Here is a 14,219-nt window from a genome sequence, read left to right on the forward strand (position 1 = left end):
CCCGTACGGGGCGCGCCGACTGCTCGCTCGGCGCGATCGTCGGCGGCCGCCCGCCGGAGGTCCGGGCCTCGGGGCGGGGGGAGGCAGGTCGAGCCGGGCGGGCGCGGGCGTCGGCGTCGCTCTCCGGTCGCGGTGCGCGCGGGGGTGCTGTCGGCCGCGACGGCCGACCGACGACGATGGGTTCGGCGTCGTCGGGCCGTGCCGGACGGGCCGGCGTGCCCGGGGCGAAGCTGGGCGGGGGGGTGCGTGGCGTCCGCTCGTCGGGAGCCATGCCTCAGCAGACGTCCGTCGTGTCGTCGACGCTGAACGCTTCCTGCCCGGCCTTCTTCGTCTCCACCGGCGTCGGCGTGACGGGTGTCTCGGGAGCGGTCGTCACCGGCGGGGCCGCCGGCGCTGTCGCGTCCGGGGTGGCGGCCGGTGTGGCCGGGGCCGTGGGCTCCGGCGTCACGAGGGCGGGCACGTCGTTCTTGATGTTCTCCCACACGACGTCCGCGGCGGACGTCCACTCGACGCGGTTGGGGTCCGACTTCGCCGGGGCGAACGGGATCGTCATGAACGTGATGCTGCCACTGTTGATGTTGCGCAGGTTGTAGGCGAGGCCGGTCATGTTGCCGATCGTCATGTCGTTGTCCGTGGTCAGCGACCCCGTCGCCGCGCTCAGGAACGAGATCAGCTTCTGCGGGTTGGTGAGCACGTCGCGGGAGAGCACCTCGCGGACCATCGCGGCGATGAGCTTCTGCTGGTTGCCGATCCGGTTGGTGTCGGAGCCGTCGCCGATGCCCTCACCCTTGCGGGCGCGGGCGTAGGCCAGGGCGGTGCCGCCGTCGAGCGTCTGGAAGCCTGCCTTGAGGGAGAGCCCCGCCAGCTTGGACTCCATGTCGTTCGGGATGCACATGGGCACCCCCCCGATCGAGTTGACCATCTGCTGGAAGCCGGCGAAGTCGACGACGACGAAGTGGTTGATGGGGACCCCGGTGTTGGCCTGCACCGTGTTGATGGTGCACGCCGCAGCCGACGTCATGTCCCCGCCGTTGTCCCAGCCGGTGGCGAACGCGGAGTTGAACATGCCGGACGTCGCCCGCGTGGTCTTCCCGTTCGTCATCGTGCACGACGGGATGTCGACCAGGGAGTCGCGCGGGATGGACACCAGCTCGACGCGCGAGCGGTCGGCCGAGATGTGCAGCACCATCGCGGTGTCCGAGCGCATGCCCGCGACGTCCCCGCCGATCTCCGCGTTCACCCCGTCGCGCTGGTCGGAGCCGAGGATGAGGATGTTCACGGCCTGGCCCGCGTTGGGGTCGTCGGGGTCGGGCACAGTCTCGGAGCCGGGCACGGGGTTCACCAGCGCCGAGACGTCGACCTTGTCCATGTTGCCGTTGAGGCGGGCGGCGACCGCCGCGACGCCGCTGGCGCCGAACACCACGACGGCGGCGACGCCGAGCGCGATGGTGCGCAGCACCCCGTGCCCGCGCAGGGTGCGGGCGTGCCGGGCGGCGCGGGGGCGTGGGACAGCAGCGTGGCGGGAGGTCACCGGACGATCGTAGGAGAGCCGTCCGGCGGTGAGGGGGAGTGCACGCAGCGGCGTCGTGGAGGATCTGTGCAGATCAGCGCGCCGACGCCGCCTGCGTCACCGGCCCAGCTGCGCGTACTTGGCCTCGGTCGCGTCCTTCTGCGGCCGCCACCACGCCTCGTTCGCCTGGTACCAGGCGACGGTGGCCTCCAGCCCGGCACGGAAGTTCTCGTACCGGGGCGCCCAGCCCAGCTCCTCGCGCAGCTTGGTCGAGTCGATGGCGTAGCGCAGGTCGTGGCCTGGCCGGTCGCTGACCAGGTCGTACGCGTCGGGCGACTGGCCCATGATCGCCAGGATGTCCTCGACGACCGTCTTGTTGTTCTCCTCGCCGTCCGCACCGATGAGGTAGGTCTCCCCGAGGCGGCCGCGCTCGATGATCGCCCAGACCGCGCTGTTGTGGTCCTCCACGTGGATCCAGTCGCGCACGTTCTCGCCCGACCCGTACAGCTTCGGGCGCACCCCGTCGATGACGTTGGTGATCTGCCGCGGGATGAACTTCTCCACGTGCTGGAACGGGCCGTAGTTGTTCGAGCAGTTGGAGATGGTGGCGCGCACGCCGAAGCTGCGTGCCCACGCGCGCACCAGCAGGTCGGAGGCCGCCTTGGTCGAGGAGTACGGGCTGGAGGGGTTGTACGGGGTCTCCGGTGTGAACTTGGCCGGGTCGTCCAGCTCGAGGTCGCCATAGACCTCGTCGGTGGAGATGTGGTGGTAGCGCACGTCGTGGCGGCGGACCGCCTCGAGCAGCTGGTAGGTCCCGATGACGTTGGTGCGCACGAAGGGCCACGGGTCGTGCAGCGAGTTGTCGTTGTGCGACTCGGCCGCGAAGTGCACCACCAGGTCGACGTCCTTGACCAGGCTGTCGACGATGTCCGGGTCCGCGATGTCTCCCTTGGCGAAGACGATCTTGCCGTCGACCGGGTCCAGGCTCCGCTCGTCGCCGGCGTAGGTCAGCGCGTCGAGCACCGTCACCCGCACGTCGGGACGCTCACGGACGGTCTGGTGGACGAAGTTGGCGCCGATGAAGCCGGCTCCGCCGGTGACGAGCAGGTGCACGGGAGGGACCTCCAGAAGGGGTGGGAAGCAGGCAGATCATATCGGCCGCCACGCGCCGAGGTGCTTGACCCTGGCACCCGACCCTCGGACACTTCCGGGGGAACAAGGGGGAACGATGTCGATTCGTGCAGGAGTCCTGGTCGCGGCGCTGCTCGTGGCGGGCGTGCCGACAGCAGCGCAGGCCGCCCCCGCGCCCGAGGTGGTGCCCGCGCAGGTGCGCACCGCGGAGCCGGTCGCACCGACGATCGACGAGCTCCCCGTCGTCGTGAGCCCGCAGGCAGCCGGCCGTCGCGCGGCGGTGGAGGGCGCCGTCGCCGCCGACCTGCCCGAGGGCGAGGACCGCGTGCGCACCGGAGAGATCCCGGTGACCGACCGCCAGTCGCTCGGCGTGACGTGGTCCGATCCCGCGGTGACCTCCGACGTCGAGGTGCGCGTCCGCACCGGCACCGGGTGGTCCGACTGGGTCGAGCTCGGTGCCGAGGCCACCGCCCCGGACACGGGGACGGTCGAGAGCGCCCTCCCGCTGCGCGGCGGCACGGGCTCGGTGTGGATCGGGCACGCGGAGGCGGTCGAGCTGTCGTTCCCGGCCTCCGACGCCCCGGACGACGTGCGGCTCGCCCTGATCGGGTCCGGTCCCGTGGACGCGCAGGCCGGCGCCGGGGTCGCAGCACGCGCGGCCGCGCCGGAGGCCGCCTCGGTGACCGCCGCCGCGGAGATCATGACGACCGTCGCGGCGCCCCGGGTCATCTCCCGCGGCGAGTGGGGCGCGGCCGCGCCGACCTGCACCATGGACGTCGCATCGACCCTCGTCGCCGCCGTGGTGCACCACACCGCGGGACCGAACACGTACGGCTCCGTGGCCGAGGCGATGGCGCAGATCCGCAACGACCAGCAGTACCACCAGCAGTCCCGCGGCTGGTGCGACATCGGCTACAACTTCCTCGTCGACAAGTGGGGCAACGTCTACGAGGGTCGGGCGGGCAGCACGACGGCGCCCGTCATCGGCGTGCACGCCGGCGGTTTCAACACCCGCACGGTCGGCATCTCGCTGCTCGGCGACTACAGCAGCGTCAGCCCGTCGGCGACCGTCCAGGAGTCGGTGGCACGGGTGATCGCGTGGCGGCTCTCGACGTACTACCGCGACCCGGCCAGCACGACGACGTACACCACGCTCGGCGGCGAGAACTCGCGCTACCCGGCCGGCACCACGCTCGCGCTGCCCGTCGTGCTCGGCCACCGCGACGTCGCCTTCACCGCGTGCCCCGGCCAGCTCGGCTACGGCACCCTGGGCTGGCTGCGCGCCCGCGCTCAGCAGATGGTCCGTCCGTCGTTCGTCAACCCGGCCCTGTCGGCCACCTCCGTGACGCGGGGCTCCGCGGTCGAGGTGCGCGCCGGCGCGCTGGGCAACCTGCAGTGGACCCTGACGGTCACGGACGCGCACACCGGGATCCTGGTCTCGCGGTCGACCGGCTCCACGCCGAGCCTCGGCGGGATCGTGGCGCGCTGGGACGGGCGCGGGCCCGCCGGCGCGGTCGGCGCCGGCCCGTACCGCCTGCTGCTCGAGGGCAGCGAACCGGGCGTCGGCACCGCCACGGCCTGGGCCGCCAACGTCCAGGTCACCGGGACGGCGGACCCGCCCGTCGTCGCACCGGTGCCGCTCGGCTCGAACCTGCAGTTCGTCCCGGTCACCCCGCAACGGATCGCCGACACCCGACCGACCGTGACCGCGCTCGGCGCGGGCGGCCGGATGGACGTCAAGGTCACCGGCGTGGCCGGCATCCCGGCGGACGCGAAGGCCGTGGCGCTCAACCTGACCGCGGTCCACGCGACCTCCCGGACGCACCTGCGTGCCTGGCCGGCCGGGCTCGCGATGCCCGGAGCATCGGTGCTCAACACCGACCCGGGTCGCACGGTCGCCGCGCACGTCGTCCTGGGCGTCGGTGGCGAGGGCAAGGTGAGCGTCTACAACGACACGGGATCGGTGCACGTCGCCGTGGACGTCTCCGGCTACTACGTGTCCACCGGAGGCGCCACGTTCCACGCGCTGGCCTCCCCGGCGCGGCTGCTCGACACCCGGACGTCCGGCCCGCGCCTGGCGTCGGGCGGCGGCCGGGCGGTCCAGGTCGGCGGGATCGCGGGCATCCCCGCGAACGCGACGGTCATCGTCAACATCACGTCCGTGGCGGCCGACGCGGCGGGCTACCTCGTGGCCGTGCCGCACGGCAGCCCGCGCGGGTCGGCCTCGACCGTCAACCACCGGCCGGGCGGCGACGCGACCAACCGGGCGACCGTGGCGCTGTCCTCCGGGGTGCTCGACGTGTGGGACGCCGGCGGCAGCGCGGACGTCGTCGTCGACGTCGTCGGCTGGTACTCCTCGGGCAGCGGTGCGCTGTTCACGCCGATCGCGCCCGTGCGCGCGTTCGACACCCGCACGAGCGGGTCGGCGCTGCCCGCGGGACAGGTCCGCGACTTCGCAGTCGGGCCCGCGGCCGGCGTCCCGGCGGACGCGACGTCCGTGGTGCTCAACCTCACCGCGACGCAGCAGTCGGCGTGGGCCACGTACGTCACCGCGTGGAGCGGCGAGGGCACCCGACCGGCCACCTCGGACCTGAACACCGGGAGCGGCCGCGACGAGTCGAACCTCGCCATCGTGCGGCCCTCGTCGGTCCGGACGATCCGGGCGTACAACAACCTCGGGTCGACCCACCTGGTGGGCGACGTCCTCGGCTACTTCCGCTGATACCCGAGCCGGGCGCCCGGCTCCCGGACGGCTATGATGGCGCGGCTCGCCACCCGCGAGTCGCGACGGAAGCGAGCATGGATGTACCAGTACGACATGAGGATCGACCCGGCGGCCCAGAACACGAGTCATGGTCTGCTGCTCGAGCTCGTCGGGGCGGACAGCAGGGTGCTCGACCTCGGCTGCGCCACCGGGTACCTCGCCGAGGCCCTCGGCTCCGTCGGCTGCAAGGTCAGCGGCGTGGAGTACGTGCCCGAGGCGGCCGAGAAGGCGCGGCCGTTCCTGGAGCGTCTGGTCATCGCCGACCTCAACGAGCTCGACCTCGTCGCGGAGTTCGGAGCCGGCTCGTTCGACACCGTCGTGTTCGGTGACGTCCTGGAGCACCTCACCGACCCCGAGGCGGTGCTCCGCGGAGCGGTCCCGCTGCTCGCCCCCGGCGGGTCCATCGTGATCTCGGTGCCCAACGTCACGCACGGCTCGCTGCGGCTCGCACTGCTGCAGGGCCGGTGGCGGTACACCGAGACCGGGCTCCTCGACCGCACCCACGTGCGGTTCTTCACCCGCCGCTCGCTGATCGAGCTCCTCACGTCGGCCGGTCTCGCTCCGGTGGACCTGCGCCGGACCACGGCCGACCCGCTGGGCGTCGAGGTCGAGGTCGACCCGACCGACCTGCCGGACGGCGTCGTCGAGTGGCTCGCCGGCCAGGAGGACGCCGACACCTACCAGTTCGTGGTGCGCGCCGTGGTCGACGACGCCGAGGCTGCGGTCACGCAGCTCGCCCGGCGCGCGGCCGACGTCGAGGCCCGCCTCGAGCGTGCCGAGCGTGAGCTCGACGCCGAGCGCAGGGCACGGCTCGCGGCCGAGCACGACATCGCGGCACTGCGGTCGACGCTGGGCTTCCGGGCCCTGTCGACCCCGCGCCGCTGGTACGCGGCCGCCCGCCGGACGACGTCTCGAGGTTTCGAGTGAGCCTCGTCGCCGACCTGCGGGACTCGCGCGAGCTGTTGGTCAACCTCACCCGTCGTGAGGTGAAGGGCAAGTACAAGCGCACCCTGTTCGGGCAGCTCTGGTCCCTGGTCAACCCCATCGCCCAGATGCTCATCTTCACCGTGGTCTTCAGCTTCATCATCCGGATGGAGCCCGACCCGGGGGACCCCAGCGGTCTCGACGTCTTCGCCGTGTGGCTCATGTGCGCCCTGCTGCCGTGGACCTTCTTCACCGCGGTCGTGACCGGCGGCATGGGCGCGCTCGTCGGCAACGAGAACCTCATCAAGAAGGTGTACTTCCCCCGCTCGGCGCTCGTCGTGGCCAGCACGTTCGCGGCCAGCTACCAGTGGGCGATCGAGATGGCGGTCCTGGCGGTCGTCCTGCTCATCCTGGGCTCGAACCTGATCGTCTGGCTCCCCATGGTGCTGGTGTTCATGGTCCTGCTCGCCTGCTTCGCGCTCGGCGTCGCGTTCATGCTCAGCGTCGCCAACGTCTACTTCCGGGACACGCAGCACTTCGTCGGGATCCTCATCCAGATCTGGTTCTACCTGACGCCGATCGTGTACCCCACCCGCCTGGTGGCGGAGCAGTCGGAGTCGATCGGTCCGCTGGTCGGGTCGATCACGGTCCTCGACCTGTACGAGCTCAACCCGATAGGACGATTCGCCGAGGTGTTCCGCAACCTGATGTACGACAACCGGTGGCCCGAGACGGGCGACGTCCTCGCGTGCGTGGTGTGGTCGCTGGGCGCCCTCGCGCTCGGCTCCTGGGTGTTCAACCGCCACACCGAGCGCCTGGCGGAGGTCCTGTGAGCCCGGCCGCGGTCTCCGTCGAGAACGTGTCGAAGTCGTTCCGCATCTACCACGAGCGCAACCAGACGCTCAAGGCGGCGGTCATGCGGCGCCGCCGGAGCGAGTACGAGGAGTTCTGGGCGCTGCGCGACGTCGCGCTCGAGATCCCGGAGGCGAGCACGTTCGCCCTGGTCGGGGACAACGGGTCCGGCAAGTCGACGCTGCTCAAGTGCCTCGCCAAGATCCTGTTCCCGACGGAGGGCCGCGTGGTGACGCGGGGCCGGATGGCTGCCCTGCTCGAGGTCGGGTCCGGCTTCCATCCCGAGCTGTCGGGCCGGGACAACATCTACCTCAACGGCTCGATCCTCGGCATGAAGCGGCCCGAGATCGACCGCAAGTTCGACGACATCGTCGGCTTCTCCGGCGTCGAGCGGTTCATCGACCAGCCGGTGAAGAACTACTCCTCGGGCATGTACGTCCGGCTCGGGTTCTCGGTCGCCATCCACGTGGAGCCCGAGATCCTGCTCGTGGACGAGGTGCTCGCGGTCGGCGACGCCGCGTTCCAGGAGAAGTGCGCCGAGAAGTTCGCGAGCTTCAAGCGCGAGGGCCGCACGGTCGTCGTCGTCTCGCACGCGCTGTCCTCCCTGCGCCAGATGGCCGACCAGGCCGCCTGGCTCGAGCGCGGCGTGCTCAAGGAGACCGGGCCGGCGGCCGGGGTGCTCGACCGCTACCTCGACTCCACGCACTCCGACGTGCAGCACGACGACCAGGGCCGGGTCCGCTGGGGCACCGGACAGGCGCGGGTGCTCGACGTCGAGGTCATCCCGGAGCAGGGCCGTGACGTGCTCCGGTCCGGCGACGAGGCCGTCGTGCGCATCCACTTCGACGCGGCGGAGCCGATCGACGACCCCGTGTTCGGGCTCGCGATCGAGACCTCCGAGGGCGTCTACCTGTGGGCCAGCAACACGCGTGACGCGGGGATGAGCATCGATCGCATCTCCGGCCGCGGCTCGGTCGACTGCCGCCTGCCGAGCCTGGCGCTGCAGCCGGGGAGCTTCACCGTGCAGGCCTCGATCGTCGACCAGACCACGACGCACACCTACGACTACCTGCGCGAGGCCGGGCGGTTCACCGTCGACCACGGAGCCGTCCGTGAGTCCGGTGGCCCGATGGCGCTGCAGCCCCGCTGGTCCGGGGTCCGCGCGAGCCTGGAGAGCGCATGACGGAAGCTGCGACGACGCCGGTCGGGGGGACCGGGCGTCAGCGCCGCATCCTGGTGGTGACCCTCGACCAGATCACCGAGCGGATGGCAGGGCCGGCGATCCGGGCCTGGGAGATCAGCTCGCTGCTCGGCCGTGAGCACGACGTCCGGCTGGCGACGTTCGGCCGCGCGGAGCGCTCCGACGCGGCGTTCCGGACCGAGCACGTCGACGTCGACGGCTTCCGCCGCCTGGTGGAGTGGTCCGACGTGGTGATCGTCCAGGGGTTCATCGTCGCCACGTTCCCGTGGCTCCAGACGATCGACCGGGTCCTCGTCGTGGACCTCTACGACCCCTTCCACCTCGAGAGCCTCGAGGTGGAGCGCTTCAAGCCGCTGGCCCGCCGCGACGCAGCCCTCGCGAACGCGCTGCGTGAGCTCGACGCCCAGATCGGCCGGGGCGACCTGTTCCTGTGCGCCTCCGACCGGCAGCGCCAGCTGTGGCTCGGCCACCTCGCTGCACGCGGCCGTCTGAACCCCGCCACCTACGACGACGACCCCACGCTGGACTCGCTGATCCGGATCGCGCCGTTCGGGCTGCCCGAGGACCCGCCGGTGCAGCGTCGGCACGCCATCCGGGGTGCGGTCGAGGGCATCGGCCCGGACGACAAGGTCATCCTCTGGGGCGGCGGCGTCTACAACTGGTTCGACCCGATCTCCCTGGTCCGCGCCGTCGACCTCCTGCGCCGTCGGGTCCCGGACGTCCGGCTGTTCTTCCTCGGCATGAAGCACCCCAACCCCGACGTGCCCGAGATGCGGGTGGCCAGCCAGACCCGTGCCCTGGCCGACGAGCTCGGGCTGACGGGCACGCACGTGTTCTTCAACGAGACGTGGGTGAGGTACGAGGAGCGGTCCGACTACCTGCTCGACGCCGACGTGGGCGTCAGCTGCCACTTCCCGCAGGTGGAGACCGAGTTCAGCTTCCGCACGCGCATCCTCGACTACCTGTGGGCCGGCCTGCCGATCGTGTGCACGGAGGGCGACTCGTTCGCCGACCTGGTCGAGCGGGAGGGGCTGGGGCGCGTGGTCCCGCCCGAAGACCCCGAGGCGCTCGCCGACGCGCTCGAGCACGTGCTCGTCTCGGAGGCGGACCGCGAGGGCTACCGCGCGCGGGTCGCCGTGGTCGCGGACCGGTTCCGCTGGTCGCAGGCCCTGGCACCGCTCGTCGAGCTCTGCCGGACGCCCCGCCGCGCCGCGGACTGGGAGAGCCACGGCTCGCACCACCGGCCGCGCCACCGGCTGCAGCAGCTCTGGTGGGACGTGGTCACGGCCACCCGGCACCTGCGCGCCGGCGGCCCCCGGCTGCTGGTCGAGCGCGCGAAGATGCGGCTCGGCCGCGGCTGAGGCCGCAGGTCAGCGGTCGGAGCGGAACGCGATGTGCGGGTCCGCGGCCAGCCGCAGGGTCCAGTGCCGCTCCAGGAACGCCTGGTCGTGCGCCGTGAGCTGCGGTGTGCGGGTGCTGCTCTCGTAGTGCGCGAGGACGGCGAACGGCGTCGCCACCACCGCGTAGCCGGCCGCGCCGACCTTGAGGCAGTAGTCGACGTCGTTGAAGTTCAGGGGCAGCGCCTCCGTCAGGCCGCCCACCTGGGTGAACAGGTCCAGCCGGGTGAGCAGGCACGCGCCGGTCACGGCGATGTAGTCGCGGTCCAGGGTCTTGGCCCCCGCCCGGTCGTCCACGTCCTGCTCGAACACGAACGGGTGCTGCGGGACCAGGTGCTCGCCCATGACCACGCCGACGTGCTGGATCAGCCCGTTCTCGAGGACGAGCTTGGCGCCGACCGCGCCGACGCCCGGGTCCTGGATGACGGAGACCATGCGCTCGAGCCAGCGCGGCTCGATGACCTCCGTGTCGTCGTTCAGCAGGAGCAGCAGCTCCCCGCGGGCCAGCCGGGCTCCCTCGTTGATGGCACGGGAGAAGTTGAACGGACCGTCGAGCCGCGTGAACCGGACCCGGTCGCCCAGCAGTGCGCTCAGCTCGTCCTCGACCTCCGGGGCGGTGTTGTCGCCCGTGACGACGACGACCTCCCAGTGCGGGTAGGTGGTCCGGTCCCGTACCGACGTCAGGGCGTTGGTGACGAGCCGTCGGGACTCGCCGTGCACGTCGCGGACGGTCCCGGCGGTCGGCACGACGATGCTCACCAGGGGCTGGTCCCCGACCGACCGCCACACGACGACGCCCGGCGCGGACGCCGCCGCCTCGACCCACCCGGGGGCCCCGCTGCGTTCCAGGTGCTCGGTCACGGTGGCCACCGCCACGCGCTCGCTGCCGCCGGACGGCGCCGACGGCCGGGTGACGGCGATGACGGGCAGATGGGCGACGGACGCGGTCCGCTCGGTGACCCGCAGCGCGGCGTCCCACTCCTCGAGCCCGGGGTGACCGGGCGCGAACGCGTCGGCGTCGCGCAGGAGCTCCGTCCGCACGAGGCACAGGCGCCCGAGGTACGGGTAGCTCTCGAGGTAGTGCGACGACCATCCCGGCTTGGTGACGATCCCCCCACCGGGGCCGGCGTACTGCTCGTCGGTGTAGAGCACGTCGACGGGCCGAGCCCGCAGCAGGTGCAGGCAGGCGGCGAGCGCCCCGGGCTCGAGCTCGTCGCCCGGTGCCAGGACGCCGGCGTACGTGGTGCGAGCGGCGCTCAGGGCGGTCTGGAGCAGGAGCGCCGTGCGGTCGGCGGCGGGCGTGGAGCCGAGGTCCACGAGCATGACGCGGACGTCGTGGCCGTGGGGGACCGGCTCGGCGTCGTCGCCGACCGTGCGCGGCCGGGCGACCAGGACGTCGCACCGGACCGTGCCCTGCCGGCGCACCGAGGCGAGGGTCCGGGACAGCGCCGCGCTGTCCAGGTCGGGGTCGGCGATCAGCAGGCTGATCAGTGCCGTCATGCGGCGATCCGGGCCCTCATGCCCGCCGCGTAACGGCGGGCGCGGGACAGCGCTCGCCGGGCGAGCGGGCGGCGGGCGGGCGGGCTGGTCGTCGTCACGAGCTGGTCGATGCGCGCGTCGCGCTCGGCCAGGGCGACCTGCTGCTCGCGCAGGAGGTTGTCCCGGACCGTGACGGAGGCGCGCAGCGCACGGAGCTCGGCGGCGGCGGTGTCGAGGCGTTCCTCGAGCGTGGCGACCGCCGCAGAACGGACTCGAGCGTCCTCGGCAGCGCGTGCCGCCACGTCGTTCGTTGCCAGTGCGGCGTGCCATTCCCGGAACGACGGTGTCCCTGAGTCGTGCGGCATGCGCACAAGGTATAGCACTCCTGGACGCTCGCACGACTGCCCTCTGCGCCCCCATAGGATGAACCGATGCGCGTAGTCCAGGTCTCCGCCCACTACCCGCCGAACTTCGTCAGTGGCGGCACCCTGGTGCCACAGCGCATCGCCCGCGGGATGGCGGAGCGCGGGCACGAGTCGTGGGTCTTCGCAGGTCATCTCGACGCAGGCCGCGAGCCGCTGTCCACCTGGACCGAGCCGGACGGCGCCGGGGTCGACGTCCGCTGGATCGTCACCACCCCGTGGACCGGGTGGGCGGACCCGCGCAACAGCGAGAACCCCGACGTGGCGGCCGACTTCGCGCAGTGGCTCGAGGAGATCCGGCCCGACGTCGTGCACATCCACTCGCTGCAGACGCTCGGCGGCGGCCTGGTGGACGCCGCCAAGGCGTCGGGCGCGGTGGTCGTCGTGACGATGCACGACTTCTGGTGGTCGTGCGCCCGCCAGTTCCTGGTGGACCGGGACATGCGGCCCTGCTCGCTGGTGGTGGACTGCGGCGGCTGCGCGTGCCAGGTCGACCACGAGTGGCTGCTGCGCCGGGACGCCGGCCTCTCCGCGCACCTGGAGCACGCGGACCTCGTCCTCGCGCCGTCGGCCAGCGCCGCGCAGGTGCTCGCCGCGAACGGCGTCGACCCGCAGATCCTGCGGGTCGACGAGAACGGTGTCCCGGACGACGTCCTGGACGAGGTCGCCGTCGGGCCGTCGGCGGCGTCGACCTCGCACGACGGACCGCTGCGGCTCCTGTTCACGGGCGGGGCGGATCCCATGAAGGGGCTGCCCGTCCTGCTGGAGGCCGCGCGCGGCTTGCCCGACGCCGGCTGGACCCTCGACCTGTTCGGCGCCGGGGACCTGCCGGGCGGACTCCCGGCGGCCGTCGTCTCGCGGCCCCCGTACCGCCCCGAGGAGCTGCGCGAGGTGCTCGCGTCGCACGACGTCCTGGTGCTGCCGTCGGTCATGCGTGAGTCGCACTCGATCGTCACGCGGGAGGCGCTGGCGGCGGGCCTGGCCGTCGTGTGCACGGACACCCTCGGCCCCGAGGAGGCGGTGGACGACGGCCGCAACGGGCTCGTCGTGCCGGCCGGTGACCCTGCGGCGCTCGCCGAGGCGCTGAGCCGGCTCGTGGCCGACCCCGCCCTGGTGGCGTCGATGCGCGCGCACACGTCGGCCGCCACGCTGCGGCGGGCCAGCGACCAGGTCGACGGGCTCGAGTCGCTGTACGCGGAGCTCCTGGGCGACCGGGAGGCCGGCGACGAGGGACCGGTGGCGTCCGCCCGGGCCCTGCAGACCGCGCAGGACGGGCTGCTGCACAACGTCCTGTTCATCACCGGCATCAACGGCGCACCGCTGCGCTACCGCGTGCAGCTCGCCGCCGAGGCTCTGCGGGACCGGGGCGCCAAGCCGCTGGTCCGCCACTACCGCGACCCCGAGCTGCCCGAGCTGGTCGACCGGGCCGACGCGGTCATCCTCTACCGCGTGCCGGCCACCCGGCAGGTGCTCGAGCTGGTCGAGCGCGTGCGGGCGCGGCCGCGTGCCGTGCCGGTGCTCTTCGACGTCGACGACCTGATCGTGGACCCGACGCTGCGGGGGAGCGTGCACGGCCTGGACGTGCTCTCGGAGGAGGAGCAGGACCTGTGGTGGCACGGCGTCGCGCGGTACCGGACCACGCTCGAGGCCGCCGACCTCTACGTCGGGAGCACGCAGCTGCTGTGCGACCGGGTGGGGCAGCTGACCGGCCTGCCCACCCGGCGGTTCGCCAACGGGGTCGGACGCGCGCTCGCCCAGATCAGCGAGCAGGCGGCCGCCGCCGCGCGCGGGGCGGGGCCGCTGCGGATCGGCTACTTCTCCGGGACGACGACGCACGACGCCGACTGGGCGCAGGTGGAACCCGCCGTCCTGGAGGTCATGCGCGCGCGCCCGGACGTCGAGCTGTGGCTGGGCGGCCACCTGGTGCCCACGCCGGCCCTGGACGAGATGGGCGAACGCGTCCGACGCCAGCCGATGGTGCCCTGGTACGAGCTGCCGCGGCTGCTGCGTGACGTCGACGTGAACCTGGCCCCGCTGGTCCCGGGGAGCGTGTTCAACGAGTCGAAGTCCGCGATCAAGTGGCTCGAGGCGGCGATGGTCGGGACCCCGACGATCGCCACGCCGACGCAGCCGTTCGCCGAGGTGATCGAGCACGGGCGCACCGGGCTGCTCGCGTCCGGCGGCGCCGAGTGGGCGACCGCGCTGGCGCGCCTGCTGGACGACGGTGCGGAACGCGCGGCGCTCGGTCGGCGGGCAGGCCGGCACGCCCTGCTCACCCTGTCCCCGCACCGGCAGGGTGCCGTGTACGAGGCGATCCTGCGGGACGCGGCCCAGCACGTCCGGGACGGCGGTCGGGACCGCACGGCCACGTGGGAGCCGGTCGCGGACGACGAGCCGCTGAGCGCCGCCGACGCGTACGTCGAGCCGTACCCGGGCCTGCCGGTGGTGGGTCGACGTCCGCGCGTCCCGGGCAGGGCGGGCGCGACGCTGCACGCCGTGGGCCGCGTGTACCGCGCCGCGGGCGTGCGCGGGGTGGCCC

10 protein-coding genes are annotated in these 14,219 nt (G+C 72.8%); 6 read left to right on the forward strand and 4 right to left on the reverse strand.

Features of this window, described 5'->3' with window-relative positions; all coding sequences use genetic code 11:
* Positions 1-274 precede the first annotated feature (274 nt).
* Together RYN42_RS16655 and rfbB are read right to left on the reverse strand one after the other, a co-directional pair.
* On the reverse strand, positions 275-1,531 hold the full coding sequence (locus RYN42_RS16655; RefSeq protein ID WP_315097928.1) for an LCP family protein: 1,257 nt from the start codon (positions 1,529-1,531) through the stop codon (positions 275-277).
* Positions 1,532-1,627: 96 nt separating this feature from the next.
* Positions 1,628-2,623 carry a dTDP-glucose 4,6-dehydratase gene (rfbB, locus tag RYN42_RS16660; RefSeq protein WP_315097929.1) on the reverse strand — a complete coding sequence of 332 codons (996 nt, stop codon included), beginning with the start codon at positions 2,621-2,623 and terminating at the stop codon, positions 1,628-1,630.
* Positions 2,624-2,738: 115 nt separating this feature from the next.
* On the opposite strand from rfbB, the gene RYN42_RS16665 reads away from it, so the two are divergent.
* From RYN42_RS16665 to RYN42_RS16685, 5 genes are all read left to right on the forward strand, one after another.
* Positions 2,739-5,363 carry a peptidoglycan recognition protein gene (locus RYN42_RS16665; protein ID WP_315097930.1) on the forward strand — a complete coding sequence of 875 codons (2,625 nt, stop codon included), beginning with the start codon at positions 2,739-2,741 and terminating at the stop codon, positions 5,361-5,363.
* Between the two features lie 96 nt (positions 5,364-5,459).
* Positions 5,460-6,332 carry a class I SAM-dependent methyltransferase gene (locus RYN42_RS16670; protein WP_315097931.1) on the forward strand — a complete coding sequence of 291 codons (873 nt, stop codon included), beginning with the start codon at positions 5,460-5,462 and terminating at the stop codon, positions 6,330-6,332.
* Complete coding sequence (locus RYN42_RS16675; RefSeq protein ID WP_315097932.1) at positions 6,329-7,162, forward strand: ABC transporter permease; 834 nt, start codon at positions 6,329-6,331, stop codon at positions 7,160-7,162. Before RYN42_RS16670 ends, RYN42_RS16675 begins: the two co-directional genes overlap by 4 nt.
* A complete protein-coding gene (locus tag RYN42_RS16680; protein ID WP_315097933.1) occupies positions 7,159-8,364 on the forward strand; it encodes an ABC transporter ATP-binding protein in 1,206 nt (401 codons plus the stop codon). Before RYN42_RS16675 ends, RYN42_RS16680 begins: the two co-directional genes overlap by 4 nt.
* Entirely contained in the window at positions 8,361-9,743 is a 1,383-nt protein-coding gene (locus RYN42_RS16685; protein ID WP_315097934.1) for a glycosyltransferase, read from the forward strand. The genes RYN42_RS16680 and RYN42_RS16685 overlap by 4 nt, the downstream gene beginning before the upstream one ends.
* Before the next feature lie 9 nt (positions 9,744-9,752).
* Here the strand turns inward: RYN42_RS16685 and RYN42_RS16690 are convergent, their stop codons facing one another.
* Positions 9,753-11,279: a glycosyltransferase gene (locus RYN42_RS16690; RefSeq protein ID WP_315097935.1), complete on the reverse strand. Its 1,527-nt coding sequence runs from the start codon at positions 11,277-11,279 to the stop codon at positions 9,753-9,755.
* Positions 11,276-11,623, reverse strand: coding sequence for a hypothetical protein (locus RYN42_RS16695; protein WP_315097936.1), 348 nt, complete (start codon positions 11,621-11,623; stop codon positions 11,276-11,278). Before RYN42_RS16695 ends, RYN42_RS16690 begins: the two co-directional genes overlap by 4 nt.
* A gap of 66 nt (positions 11,624-11,689) precedes the next feature.
* Here RYN42_RS16695 and RYN42_RS16700 point away from each other — a divergent pair.
* Positions 11,690-14,219: glycosyltransferase (locus RYN42_RS16700; RefSeq protein ID WP_315097937.1), on the forward strand; the 2,530-nt coding region annotated here is incomplete at its 3' end.

Source organism: uncultured Cellulomonas sp., from assembly GCF_963527515.1.
Classification (GTDB): domain Bacteria; phylum Actinomycetota; class Actinomycetes; order Actinomycetales; family Cellulomonadaceae; genus Cellulomonas.

Excerpts from the sequence above, each read along its gene's own strand:
- RYN42_RS16685 (WP_315097934.1), top strand. The coding sequence starts at position 8,361 with ATGACGGAAGCTGCGACGACGCCGGTCGGGGGGACCGGGCGTCAGCGC.
- RYN42_RS16665 (WP_315097930.1), top strand. The coding sequence starts at position 2,739 with ATGTCGATTCGTGCAGGAGTCCTGGTCGCGGCGCTGCTCGTGGCGGGC.
- RYN42_RS16690 (WP_315097935.1), bottom strand. The coding sequence starts at position 11,279 with ATGACGGCACTGATCAGCCTGCTGATCGCCGACCCCGACCTGGACAGC.
- RYN42_RS16695 (WP_315097936.1), bottom strand. The coding sequence starts at position 11,623 with ATGCCGCACGACTCAGGGACACCGTCGTTCCGGGAATGGCACGCCGCA.
- RYN42_RS16670 (WP_315097931.1), top strand. The coding sequence starts at position 5,460 with ATGAGGATCGACCCGGCGGCCCAGAACACGAGTCATGGTCTGCTGCTC.